This is a genomic window from Streptomonospora halophila (assembly GCF_039542725.1).
In the GTDB taxonomy this organism is placed as follows: Bacteria; Actinomycetota; Actinomycetes; order Streptosporangiales; family Streptosporangiaceae; genus Streptomonospora; species Streptomonospora halophila.
Window position 1 is genome coordinate 110,749 of sequence record NZ_BAABIK010000005.1, and the last position, 12,976, is coordinate 123,724.

9 protein-coding genes are annotated in these 12,976 nt (G+C 73.8%); 6 read left to right on the top strand and 3 right to left on the bottom strand.

The window, feature by feature from the left end; genetic code table 11:
- Positions 1-73 precede the first annotated feature (73 nt).
- From ABEA15_RS06255 to ABEA15_RS06280, 6 genes are all read left to right on the top strand, one after another.
- Complete coding sequence (locus ABEA15_RS06255) at positions 74-1,138, top strand: BMP family lipoprotein (RefSeq protein ID WP_344140779.1); 1,065 nt, start codon at positions 74-76, stop codon at positions 1,136-1,138.
- A gap of 190 nt (positions 1,139-1,328) precedes the next feature.
- Entirely contained in the window at positions 1,329-2,900 is a 1,572-nt protein-coding gene (locus ABEA15_RS06260) for an ABC transporter ATP-binding protein (protein ID WP_345555830.1), read from the top strand.
- Positions 2,897-4,333 (top strand): ABC transporter permease, encoded by a 1,437-nt coding sequence (locus ABEA15_RS06265; RefSeq protein WP_345555831.1) that lies wholly within the window; start codon positions 2,897-2,899, stop codon positions 4,331-4,333. Before ABEA15_RS06260 ends, ABEA15_RS06265 begins: the two co-directional genes overlap by 4 nt.
- On the top strand, positions 4,330-5,805 hold the full coding sequence (locus tag ABEA15_RS06270) for an ABC transporter permease (protein WP_344140695.1): 1,476 nt from the start codon (positions 4,330-4,332) through the stop codon (positions 5,803-5,805). The genes ABEA15_RS06265 and ABEA15_RS06270 overlap by 4 nt, the downstream gene beginning before the upstream one ends.
- Positions 5,802-6,227 carry a cytidine deaminase gene (locus ABEA15_RS06275; protein ID WP_345555832.1) on the top strand — a complete coding sequence of 142 codons (426 nt, stop codon included), beginning with the start codon at positions 5,802-5,804 and terminating at the stop codon, positions 6,225-6,227. Before ABEA15_RS06270 ends, ABEA15_RS06275 begins: the two co-directional genes overlap by 4 nt.
- 246 nt (positions 6,228-6,473) lie before the next feature.
- Positions 6,474-7,745, top strand: coding sequence for a thymidine phosphorylase (locus ABEA15_RS06280; RefSeq protein ID WP_345555833.1), 1,272 nt, complete (start codon positions 6,474-6,476; stop codon positions 7,743-7,745).
- A gap of 192 nt (positions 7,746-7,937) precedes the next feature.
- On the opposite strand, the gene ABEA15_RS06285 is transcribed toward ABEA15_RS06280, so the two are convergent.
- The 3 genes from ABEA15_RS06285 to ABEA15_RS06295 form a co-directional block, all read right to left on the bottom strand.
- Positions 7,938-9,605 carry a phospho-sugar mutase gene (locus ABEA15_RS06285; RefSeq protein ID WP_345555834.1) on the bottom strand — a complete coding sequence of 556 codons (1,668 nt, stop codon included), beginning with the start codon at positions 9,603-9,605 and terminating at the stop codon, positions 7,938-7,940.
- A gap of 151 nt (positions 9,606-9,756) precedes the next feature.
- Entirely contained in the window at positions 9,757-10,572 is an 816-nt protein-coding gene (locus tag ABEA15_RS06290) for a purine-nucleoside phosphorylase (protein ID WP_345555835.1), read from the bottom strand.
- Between the two features lie 145 nt (positions 10,573-10,717).
- Positions 10,718-11,272, bottom strand: coding sequence for a GNAT family N-acetyltransferase (locus tag ABEA15_RS06295; protein WP_345555836.1), 555 nt, complete (start codon positions 11,270-11,272; stop codon positions 10,718-10,720).
- Between the last annotated feature and the right edge of the window lie 1,704 nt (positions 11,273-12,976).

A 12,976-nucleotide genomic window follows, 5' to 3' on the forward strand; every position in this document is an offset into this window, starting at 1 on the left:
CCGGCAGCAGTACCCGGCGAGCCCACCCACAAGCGTGGGCCGCTTCAGGGCTGAAGGGGAGTGAAGAGTGAACATGCGAGCCGCCAAGCTCGCCGCCGCCACCGCGGCCGGCGTGCTGACCCTGGCCTTGACGGCCTGTGACAACCCGAACAGCGGGGGCTCCGAGGGCGACGGCGGAGGAGGAGGCGGCGACGAGATCCGCGTCGGCCTCGCCTACGACGTCGGCGGCCGGGGCGACAAGTCGTTCAACGACTCCGCCTACCGCGGGCTCCAGCGCGTCGAGGAGGAGCTGGGTATCAGCTCCGAGAACGTCCAGGACTTCGAGCCCAGCGAGGGCGAGTCGGACGTGGACAAGGAAGAGCGCCTCAAGAACATGGCCGACCAGGGCTTCGACGTGGTCATCGGGGTGGGCTTCGCCTACACCCAGCCGATGATCAACGTGGCCAGCGAGGAGGCCTACTCCGACGTCCACTTCGCCATCGTGGACTCCGAGATCACCGACCAGGAGAACGTCACCAGCCTCGTCTTCACCGAGGAGGAGGCGTCGTACCTGGCCGGCGCGGCGGCCGCGCTGAAGTCCGAGGAGGACCACATCGGCTTCGTCGGCGGCGTCGAGACCCCGCTGATCCACAAGTTCGAGGCCGGCTACGTGGCCGGGGCGAAGAAGATCAACCCCGACATCGAGATCGAGACGGCCTACCTCACCCAGCCGCCGGACATGAGCGGCTTCTCCGACCCTGCGACGGGGCGCAGCACCGCGCAGGGCCAGCTCGACAAGGGCGCCGATGTGATCTACCACGCCGCGGGCGCCTCGGGCAACGGTGTCCTGGAGGCCGTGGCCGACGCGGAGAAGCTGTTCATCGGCGTCGACAGCGACCAGTACAAGAGCGCGCCCGAGGACCAGAAGCAGTACGTGCTCACCTCGGCGATGAAGCGCGTGGACACCGCGGTCTTCGACTTCGTGAAGTCGGTGCAGGACGGCGAGGTGCAGACGGGCATCCAGCGCTTCGACCTGGCCAGCGGCGGTGTGGGCTACTCGAAGTCCAACGAGGAGGCGATCTCCGACATCGAGGACCGCCTGGACGAGCTGAAGCAGCAGATCATCGACGGCGAGATCGAGGTTCCGACCAAGCCCTAGCCGTCGGGCCACGCGGCCGGACCCGCGCCAGCGGGCCCGGCCGCGACATGATCGCCCCGGCACCGGGGCCGGGGAACGCGCCCCGGCCCCGGTGCCGCGGTCAGTCAGTACTCCCCCAGCTCCGCCGCCGGCGGCCGGCGCCGTTCCGGCGCCCGCTTCTGGCGGCCCAAGTCATCGCAAGAGGAGTCGGATGAGCAGCGAGCCGTCCGGCGGCGGGGAGGGGCCTCCCGCCGTCGAGCTGCGTGGGATAACCAAGAGGTTCCCGGGCGTCGTGGCCAACCACGACATCGACATCGCCGTCGAGGCCGGCACCGTCCACGCCATCGTGGGCGAGAACGGCGCCGGCAAGTCCACCCTGATGAAGACCCTCTACGGCATGCACCGGCCGGACGAGGGGACCATCTCCGTCAAGGGCCGGACCGTCCGACTCACCTCCCCCTCCGACGCCATCAAGCACGGGATCGGCATGGTGCACCAGCACTTCATGCTCGCCGACAACCTCACCGTGCTGGAGAACGTCGTGCTGGGCGCCGAGCGCCGCAACGGCATCGGCCGAACCGCGCGGGCGCGCATCGCCTCGCTGTCGGAGCAGTACGGGCTGGGCATCGAGCCCGACCGGCTGATGGAGGAGCTGGGGGTGGGCCGGCGCCAGCGGGTGGAGATCCTCAAGGTGCTCTACCGCGGCGCCGACATCGTCATCCTCGACGAGCCCACCGCGGTGCTGGTGCCCCAGGAGGTCGACGAGCTGTTCGACAACCTGCGCGAGCTCAAGCGCGAGGGCCTCACGGTCATCTTCATCTCCCACAAGCTCGACGAGGTGCTCTCGGTCGCCGACACCATCACCGTCATCCGCCGCGGCACCACGGTGGCCACGGTCGACCCGGAGGGCACCAGCGCGCGCGAGCTGGCCACGCTGATGGTCGGCGGCGAGCTGCCGGTGCCCGAGCTGCGCGAGTCCACGGTGACCGAGCAGCCGATGCTGGAGGTCGGCGGGCTGCGGGTGTCCGAGCCCGGCGGCCGGCACGTCGTCGACGACGTCTCGCTGACCATCCACCGGGGCGAGATCGTGGGCATCGCCGGGGTCGAGGGCAACGGCCAGTCGGAGCTGATCGAGGCCGTCATGGGCATGCGCCGGGTCGACGAGGGCACCGTGCGGCTGGACGGCGGCGACATCACCGGCTGGGGGACGCTGCGGATCCGCGAGGCCGGGGTCGGCTACATCCCCGAGGACCGCCACCGCCACGGCGTGCTGCTGGAGTCGCCGCTGTGGGAGAACCGCATCCTGGGCCACCAGGGCGAGCCGCCCAACGCCAGCGGCATCTGGATCGACAAGGCCGGCGCGCGCGCCGACACCGAGCGGATCGTGTCCGACTACGACGTGCGCACGCCCGGCATCGACGTGATCGCCGAGGCCCTCAGCGGCGGAAACCAGCAGAAGCTCATCGTGGGCCGGGAGATGAGCGGCCGCCCCAAGGTGCTGGTGGCCGCACACCCCACCCGCGGCGTGGACGTGGGCGCCCAGGCGGCGATCTGGGAGCACCTGCGCCGGGCGCGCGGCGAAGGGCTCGCCGTGCTGCTGGTCTCGGCCGACCTGGACGAGCTGATCGGGATGTCGGACACGCTGCACGTCATCCTGCGCGGCCGGCTGGTCGCCCAGGCCGACCCCATGACGGTGACTCCCGAGGAGCTCGGCGCCGCCATGACCGGCGCCGGCCTGCAGAACGGCGCCGCCGCCGGCGGCGAAGGCGAGGGCGGCCAATGAGAATCCCCATCCCCACACCGGCGGCGGCCGTGGCGGCCGCCGTGGTCGGCGCCGCCGTCACCGCGGGCGCCGACATGGGGCTGCTCGCGCCCGCGGCGGCGGCGCTGGGCACCGCGGCGGCGTTCGGCGTGGTGCTGGTCTCCACCGCCCCCACCACCGACGACGCCGACACGCGCGTCCACCGGCTGCTGGTGACCCCCATCGCGCTGGTGCTGTCGGTGGTCGCCGCGCTGCTGGTGGGCGGGATCGTCGACTGGTGGCTGATCGAGCCGGTGGCCTACGTCCTGGGCGCGGCGGTCGGCGCGGCGGCGGCGTTCTGGCTCTACCGCCGGCTGGCCACCACCCTGGCGCTCTCCTTCGGCGCGGTCGTGGCGGCCGGTGTGCTCGCCCTGGCGGTGACCTCGCTGGTGCTGTGGCTCAGCGGCGTCGCGCCCTTCCACGCCTTCGGCCGGATGCTGGAGTTCGGGCTCCAGCCCGACAGCCTGGTCATCATGGTCAATTCCGGCACCACCTTCTACCTTTCGGCGGTGGCGGTGGCGATCGGCTTCAAGATGAAGCTGTTCAACATCGGCGTGGACGGCCAGTACCGGCTGGCGGCGCTGATGGCCGCGGCCGTGGGCGGGGCGTGGGTGCTGCCGCCGGTCGTCCACCAGGTGGTCGTGATCTCCGTCGCCGTCGCCGTCGGCGGCGTCTGGGCGGGCATCGCGGGCTATCTGAAGGTGGCGCGCGGGGTCTCCGAGGTGATCTCCACGATCATGCTGAACTCGGTGGCCACCGGTATCACCGCCTACCTGCTCAACACCGACCGGCTCGCGGTGCAGATCAGCACGAACAACATCGGCACCCCCGAGATCGCCGAGTCGGGGTGGGTGCCGGGCATCCCCGCCGGGTTCATGGGCGCCGACCGCGAGATCTTCGGCCTGGTGGTGCTGGCGATCGCGGTGGGCGTGGGCTACTGGGCGATGCTCAACCGCACCAGGTTCGGCTTCGACCTGCGCGCCACGGGCCAGTCGCCCACGGCGGCGCGGGCCAGCGGCATCGACATCAAGCGGATGGTGCTGCTGTCGATGGTCATCTCCGGGATGGTCGCGGGCCTGGTGGGCATGCCGCAGCTGCTCGGGCAGTCCCACTACTACGCGCTGGACTTTCCCACCGGCCTCGGGTTCACCGGCATCGCGATCGCGCTGCTGGGGCGCAACCACCCGGTCGGCATCGGTTTCGCCGCCCTATTCTGGGCGTTTCTGGACCAGTCCAGCCAGATCCTGGACTTCGAAGGCATTCCCAAGGAGATCGCCGTGGTCACCCAGGCCACCATCGTGCTGACCGTGGTCGTGGTGTACGAGGTCGTACACCGCTGGGGTCTGCGCTACCAGCAGCAGCAGGTGGGCCGCGAACTGGCCCGCGGCGACCGTGAGGGGGCGGCGGCGTCATGAGCCAGGACCTGTCGGTCTCCGAGGCACCGGCCGCTCCGGCTCCCGCGCGGTCGGGTGCACGTGCCCGGTGGCGGTTCGTCAGCATCGCCGTCGCGGCGTTCGTCGCGCTGGCGGGGGTGCGGGCCATCACCGGCCAACCGATGCTGACCAGCGCGGGCACCATCCAGGCGACGCTGGCGTTCGCCGTGCCGATCGGGCTGGCCGGGCTCGGCGGCGTGTGGGCCGAACGCGCCGGGATCATCAACATCGGCCTCGAAGGCATGATGGTGCTGGGCACCTGGTTCGGCGCCTACTTCGCCTGGAGCTTCGACAACCCCTGGGTCGGGCTCGTCGCCGGCGTGCTGGGCGGCATGGCGGGCGGCCTCATCCACGCGGTGGCGACGGTGACCTTCGGCGTCGACCACATCGTCTCCGGCGTGGCGATCAACATCCTGGCGGTGGGCGCGATGCGCTACCTGTCGCTGCTGTTCTTCGTCGGCGCGCCGGGCGGCGGCGCCGCCCAGTCGCCGCAGCTTCCGGAGTTCCCGCAGGTGGGGCTGCCGTTTGTGGCCGACCTGCTGGCGCCGGCGCGCGACTCGGGGATCTTCCTGGTCTCCGACACCGCCTCGCTGGTCACCGGGCTGACGACCGGCATGTCGGTGGTGACGCTGCTGGCGATCCTGCTGGTGCCGCTGACGTTCGCGGTGCTGTGGCACACGCCGTTCGGGCTGCGGCTGCGCTCGTGCGGGGAGAACCCCGACGCGGCGGAGTCGCTGGGGGTGCCGGTCTACGCCTACAAGTTCACCGCGGTGGTGCTCTCCGGCGGGTTCGCCGGGATGGGCGGGGTCTTCCTGGCGATGGTGGCCTCCTCGGTCTACCAGGAGGGCCAGACCGGCGGGCGCGGCTACATCGGTCTGGCCGCGATGATCTTCGGCAACTGGCGGCCCGGCGGGCTGGCGATGGGCGCCGGACTGTTCGGGTTCACCGACGCGCTGCAGGTGCGCGGCGGCGGAGGCGCGGTGCACGCGCTGCTGCTGCTGATCGCGGGGGCGCTGCTTGTGGCGGCCGCGGTGGTACTGGCCGCGGCGCTGCGGCGCATGCGCTCGACGCCGTCCTTCGCCGGCATGGCGGCGCTGTGCGGCGTGTTCGCCGTCGGCACCGCGCTCGCCGCGGCCGGCGGTACGGCGGCTGCCACCGGCGGGCCCGCGTGGTGGTGGGCCGTCGCCGCACTGGGCGCGGCCGCGGGTGCGGTCGCGGCGGTGCGGGCGGTGCGCTCGTGGCCGGACGCGGGCGGGCGCCTTCCGGTGCCGGCCCTGGTCGCGGCTCCCGCGGGGGTGGTCGTGCTGGTGGTGTACTTCGCGACCGACTCGCTGCCGGGGCAGCTGGTGACCTACAGCCCGCACATCGCGACCCTGCTGGTGCTGGCGCTGGCCTCGCAGCGGCTGCGCCCGCCGGCGAGCGTGGGGCGCCAATGGCGCAAGGGAAGGGCGTGAGCCCGGTGGACGCTTCTCCGCCGCACGAGGGCACCGGCATCGACTGGTCCGGGCTGCGGACCGAGGCCGCCCGGGCCCGCGACCGCGCGTACGCGCCCTACTCGGGGTTCCCCGTGGGCGCGGCCGCGCTGGTCGACGACGGCCGCACGGTGGCGGGCTGCAACGTCGAGAACGCCTCCTACGGGCTGGGGCTGTGCGCCGAGTGCGGCCTGGTCTCGGCGCTGTACGCCACGGGCGGCGGCAGGCTGCGCGCGTTCGCGTGCGTGGACCGCGCCGGGGACCCGCTGATGCCCTGCGGCCGGTGCCGCCAACTGCTCTACGAGCACGGCGGGGCCTCGCTCCTGGTCGACACCCCGGAGGGCGTCCTGCCGCTCGGCGACCTGCTGCCCCAGGCGTTCGGGCCCCAGGATCTGGGGCGCTGATGCGCGCCGGACAACCGGAGGCGGAGCGCTGACTCCGGGGCGCAGATATCGAGGCGCTGATACCGGGACTCCGGGACCGCAGCGCCGATTGCGGGGCGGTGGCGGGGCGGCCCCGTTACTGTGGGGGACCCCCCGATTCCATCATCGCCCGGGCGGGCCCGGCGCCGCCACAGGCGGCTTTGGGCTGTGGAAAAGCGTGGCGGAGCCACGCACCGGACCAGCTACTACAGGCCACGGGAGGCCCTGATGGAGGCCATCGACGTCATCACCGCCAAGCGCGACGGCGGCGAGCTCACCGGCGAGCAGATCAGGTGGGTCGTCGACGCCTACACCCGCGGGGCGGTGGCCGAGGAGCAGATGGCCGCGCTGAACATGGCCGTCGTGTGGCGCGGCATGACCCGCGCCGAAACCAGCGCGTGGACGCAGGCGATGCTGGACTCCGGCGAGCGGCTGGACTTCGGCGGCCTGGACCGGCCCACCACCGACAAGCACTCCACCGGGGGCGTCGGCGACAAGATCACCCTGCCGCTGACGCCGACCGTGGCCGCGTGCGGCGCGGCGGTGCCGCAGCTGTCGGGCCGCGGGCTCGGCCACACCGGCGGCACCCTGGACAAGCTGGAGTCCGTTCCGGGCTGGCGGGCCGACCTCTCGCCCGAGGCGATGCGCGTCCAGCTCGCCGAGGTCGGGTGCGCCGTGTGCGCCGCCGGACCCGGGCTGGCGCCGGCCGACCGCAAGCTCTACGCGCTGCGCGACGTCACCGGCACCGTGGAGTCGGTCCCGCTCATCGCCGCCTCGATCATGTCCAAGAAGCTCGCCGAAGGCACGGCCTCGCTGGTGCTCGACGTCAAGGTCGGCTCGGGCGCGTTCATGAAGGACGCCGCGTCGGCGCGGGAGCTGGCCGAGACGATGGTGGCGATCGGCACCGACCACGGTGTGCGCACCACCGCACTGCTCACCGGGATGGACACCCCGCTGGGCCGCCGCGTGGGCAACGCGCTGGAGGTGGCCGAGGCCGTCGAGGTGCTCTCCGGCGGCGGGCCGTCCGACGTCGTCGAGCTGACGGTGGAGCTGGCGCGGGAGATGCTGCGGGCCGCCGGTCTGGACGGCGCGCGCGATCCCGCCGAGGCGCTGCGCGACGGTTCGGCCATGGACGCCTGGCGGCGGATGATCGCCGCCCAGGGCGGCGATCCCGACGCGCCGCTGCCGGAGGCCGCCGAGCGGCGCGACATCCTCGCTCCCGCGACCGGCACCCTGACCCGCTTGGACGCCTACGCGGTGGGCGTGGCGGCCCGGCGGCTGGGCGCGGGCCGGGCCCGCAAGGAGGACCCGGTATCGGCGGGCGCCGGGGTGGAGCTGCACGCCAAACCGGGCGAGGAGATCCGGGCCGGCCGCCCGCTGTTCACCCTGCACACCGACGACCCCGCCCGCTTCGACAGCGCGGCCGAGGCGCTCTCCGACTCCTTCGCGGTCGACGGCCCGGCCCGGGGCCTGCCACTGGTCCTCGACCGGATCGGGTGAGGCGGCAAGGCCGCTCGAACGGCGGGCCGCGCTTGCCGCCCCCGACACCGCCGCGACGGCGCGTCCGGGAATCCGCCGACGGCCGTCAGGCGGATCGGCCGGGCCGGGAGGAGTGGTCCCCCGAACCGCGGCGGGGGCCGCCACGACGGCATCTCCCCTTCCGACGTCCGGCCGCCGGATCGGAGGGAGCTCCTACTTCGGCTCCTCGGGGAAAAGGGCCCGGACCGCGTGGGAGAGCTCCGCGAGGTGGGATGCCGCCTCGGCGCGGGCCGCCGCGGCGTCGCCGTCGACCGGGAGGACGACCTCCAGGTAGGCCTTCAGCTTGGGCTCGGTGCCCGACGGGCGCAGCGTGAGGCGGCCGCGCGCGGGGCCGCCGAGGCGGTAGCTCAGGGCGTCGGTGGCGGGCAGGCCGTGCAGGCCCGGGGCGAAGTCCTCCACGTCCTCCACCTCCAGCGGCCCGAACGCGCGCGGCGGCCGGGTGCGCAGGGCGCGCATGGTCTCGGGGATCAGCGCGAGGTCGGTGACCCGCACCGACACCTGGTCCGTCGAGTGCAGGCCGTACCGGCGCGCCTGGTCGTCGAGGAGGTCGAGCAGGGTGCGCCCCTCGCGCTTGGCGCCGGCCGCGAGAGCGGCCATGACCAGCGCCGCGCCGATTCCGTCCTTGTCGGCCACCGGGCGGCCGCGGTCTCCGGCCAGGCAGTAGCCCAGCGCCTCCTCGTAGGCGAAGACGCACCGCTCCCCCGGCCCGGCGGCCCGCACCAGCCACTTGAAGCCGGTCAGGGTCTCGGCGCAGCGCACCCCGTGCGCCGCGGCGATCTTGGGCAGCAGTCCGGCCGAGACGACGGTGGTCGCCACCATCCGGTCCTCGCCCGAGGTGCGGCTCAGCACGTACTCGGCCAGCAGCCCGCCGACCTGGTCCCCGGTCAGCAGGCCGTGACCGGGCACGGCCACCGCCAGCCGGTCGGCGTCGGGGTCGTTGGCCAGGACGATGTCGGAGCCCGCCCCGCTTCCACCGATCAGCGCGAGGTCCATGGCTCCGGGCTCTTCGGGGTTGGGGAACCGCACCGTCGGGAAGTCGGGGTCGGGCTGCTGCTGCTCGGGCACGGGCCGGGGCGCAGGGAAGCCCGCCCAGGAGAACGCGGTCGCCAGCGTCTGGCCGCCCACACCGTGCATGGGGGTGTAGGTGGAGGTCACGTCCCGGTCGTCGCCCAGCGGCAGCGTGCACAGCGCGGACACGTAGCGCTCCACCGCCTCCTCACCGAGGACCCGCCAGTCCTCCGACAGCGGCAGCCGGTCGACCGGACCCGCCGCATCGATGGCCGCCGAGATCTCGGCGTCGGCCGGCGGGACGATCTGGCTCCCGGCATCGGCGCCCGCGCCGCCGGTGTAGACCTTGTAGCCGTTGTCCTCGGGCGGGTTGTGGCTGGCGGTGACCATGATCCCGGCGTCGGCGCCCAGGTCGCGGACGTTGAAGGCCAGCACCGGCGTGGGGAGCGCGCGGGGCAGCAGCAGGGCGGTGCAGCCGGCGCCGGCCAGCACGGCGGCGGAGTCGCGGGCGAAGTCCGCCGAGCGGTGGCGGGCGTCGTAGCCGACGACCACGGTGGCTCCCGGGCCCGCCCACTGCGCCACGCCCGCGGCGGCGCGCATGACCGTCACCCGGTTCATCCTGTTGGGGCCGGCGCCGAGCCTGCCGCGCAGCCCGGCCGTGCCGAACTCCAGGCGGGAGCCGAACCTGTCGGCCAGGCCGTCCTCGTCGCCGGCGTCGAGCAGCCCGGCCAGCTCCGCGCGGGTCGCGGGGTCGGGGTCCTGCTCCAGCCAGGCCCGTGCCGCCGAGCGGTGGGAACCGTCGGAGTCGCCCATGGCCGGCGCCTCCCTCCGTGTCGTGCGTTTGGTGGTCGGGACAGAAGCGGCGCCGCCTCTCCGCCGGAGCCGCGGGCCGCGGCACGGCATGGCGTCCGGGACCCGTGCGGGCCCCGCACGGGCGGCGCCTCCCGACTCTAGCCCGCCGGCCCTACTGCCCCTGTGCGGGCTCCAGCCGCTCCACCAGCGAGGCGAGCAGAGCGCCGACGTCGGTCGCGGCGTCGCGCCCGGTGGCCAGCACCTCCTCGTGGTCCAGCGGCTGGCCGGACAGCCCGGCCGCGACGTTGGTGACCAGCGACAGGGCGAGCACGTCGGCCCCGGCCTCGCGGGCGGCGATCGCCTCCAGCGCGGTGGACATGCCGACCAGGTCGGCGCCCATCGCCCGCAGCATGCGGATCTCGGCGGGTGTCTCGAAGTGCGGGCCGGGCATGGCGGCGTAGACGCCCTCGGCGAGCGCGGGGTCGATCTCCTTGGCGAGTCCGCGCAGCTTCGCCGAGTAGGTCTCGGTGAGGTCGACGAAGGTCGCGCCCTGCAGCGGCGAGCGCCCGGTGAGGTTGATGTGGTCGGCGATGAGGACCGGCGACCCGACCCCGAACGCGGGGTTGAGCGACCCGGCCGCGTTGGTGAGGACGACGGTCGACGCGCCGGCGGCGACCGCCGTGCGCACACCGTGGGCGACCGCCTGGGCTCCGTGGCCCTCGTAGAGGTGGGTACGGCCGAGGAACACCAGCAGGTCGCGGTCGCCGCTGCGGAGGCTGCGGACGCTGCCGCTGTGGCCCTCGACCACCGGCGGCACGAAGCCGGTCAGCTCACTGGTGGGCACCTCGGCGCCGCCGGAACCGAACGCGTCGGCGGCGGGCGCCCACCCCGATCCCATGACCAGGGCGACGTCGTAGAAGTCGACGCCGGTAAGGGACCGCAGCTGTTCGGCTGCCTTCTCTGCTGCTGCGTACGGATCGGTCGTCACGGGGACTTACCTCCAGGGTGGTGGCTCTCGCGGTCGGGCCCGCGCAGTGATCTTGGCGCGCTGCGCCCCGCGCTGGCAACGGCGAACCGCCATGGGGCGGCGAACCGTTCGGCTCGCCTACACCGCACCGGCGCCGGGGGCGGATTCACGCGAGGGCCATGCGCAGCACGGCGCGCGGGGCCGACACGCCGTCGAGCAGCCGGTCTCCGGTCGGCGCGAACCCCCCTGCGCGGTAGGCGCGCACGGCCGCCCGGTTCAACTCGCTGACGACGACGAACACCTCGGCCGCGTCGGGATGCACGCTGCGCACGAGCGCCTCAACGGCGGCGCAGGCGCGGCGGCCGATCCCCTGGCCCTGGCGTTCCGGTGCGAGGTAGAAGGCGCGCAGCATGACGGCGCGCGCCGTGTCGGCGGCGATGCCGGTGAGCTCGGCGCGGGCGCCGCCGCGGTCGATGATGCCGAAACCGGCCGGCTCGCCACCGGCCAGCACGGCGAACGGGGTGCGGTCGGGGTCGGCGTCGGCCCGCGGCAGGGTCTCGACCGCCTCGGTGACCAGGGCGCGCTGGCCGGGCGCCACCCGGATGCGCAGCACGGCCGCGCGCAGGCGCTCCACCTCGGGGCCGGAGCGGTCCAGCCGCACCAGCGCGACGGAGGTCCGCGCCCCCGCACGGCCCGCGCCATCCGCGGTCCTCTCGACCACCTCGATCACCTCCTGCGCGGCCCGGCGCACGGCGCGCGGCCGAGTGCGGCGTTCTCCGGATACGACCGGCGCGGACTGCGGCGGGCGGCGACGGCGCCTTCCACTATGCCAGAGGCCCCCTCGGCGGAGAGGGAACGCGGGGGCGGGCGCGCGGCAATCGGTTGTGGCGTGCCCGGCCGGTTGCCCGCCCGGCGGGGGCGGTGGTGGCGATGGTGGCGGTGGAGGTAGGGACGGCGGCGGGGGCGCGTGTGGCCGGGCCCGTGATCACCGGTAAGGGTGCCCGCCGGTTGCGCATGCGACGAGGGCAGCGAAGGCCGCGGAGGGCAGAGCCCGCGAACACCGGGGCGGGTCCCCGCCGGTTACGCACCCGACGGGGGCAGCGAAGGCCCCGGATGGCCCGGCCCGCGATCACCGGTCCGGATAGTCGCCGGTCAAGCCCGCGACGAGGCAGCAAGGACGGCGGTAGGCCAGGCCCGCGAACAACGGGACGGGTACGGGTCCCCACTGGTCACGCACCCGACGGGGGCAGCGAAGGCCCCGGATGGCCCGGCCCGCGATCATCGGTCCAGATGGTCGCCGGTCAGGCAGGAGACGAGGCAGCGAGGCCGGTTGCGCGCCGGTCGTGGCGGTGGCATCTGGAGTGAGGCCGCCCTTCACTCCCGCCCGGGCGCGCACGGAGGGGGACAAAACGGGCATTTGGGACCCAAGATCCCCACGAGTGGCGACAAACCAGCCTTCCACCTCACAACAGCCCCTCAGCCTGCCGCACTCCCTTCTCCGGTGGGGGGATTCATGCGTCTATGTCCGAATTGCACCCCACAGAAACCCTTCGCACCGGACCGCGGGGCGACGAGACCCGCCAAATACACCCCTCAGCAGCCCCAAAACGCCGGTTCGCGCGGTCTCGTCACCGCGCAAAGCCAACCCAGAGCATTTGATTCCGACAAACCAGACGATTCGCGCCACATTCTTTCGTATAGCGGAAGAACGCGAGTACAGTGATGCCGTCCTGCGGATCGCGCCGGACTCGTGCCCCAGCGGCGATACGCCCCCGCCCCCGCCTCACACCACCCGAACCGACGAACGCGGGCCTGGCCACTCACTGCCTTCGCTGCCGACGTCGGGTGCGCAACCGGAGGGCTACCCGCGCCGATGGACGCGGGCCCAACCACCCGCCGCCCTCGCCGCCCACGTCGGGCGCGCCACCGGCGAGTACCTGAACCGATGAACGCGGGCCCAACCACCCGCCGCCCTCGCCGCCCACGTCGGACGCGCAACCGGCAAGCACCCCTACCGATGGGCGCGGGGCTCAGCCGCCCGCTGTCCTCGCTGCCTCGTCGCATGCCCCACCGGCGAACACCCGAACCGACGAACGCGGGCCCAACCACCCGCCGCCCTCGCCGCCCACGTCGCATGCCCCACCGGCGAGCACCCGAACCGACGAACGCGCGCCCAACCACCCACCGCCCTCGCCGCCCACGTCGGACGCGCAACCGGCAAGCACCCCTACCGATGAACGCATGCTCAGCCGCCAGTGGCCGTTGCTGCCTCGTCGCATGCCGACCGGCGAACACCCGAACCGACGAACACGGGCCCAACCACCCACCGCCCTCGCCGCCCACGTCGGACGCGCAACCGGCGAACACCCGAACCGGTGGGCGCCCGGCCCGGTGTTCTCGGGCACTGGCACCCACCGCACGCGCA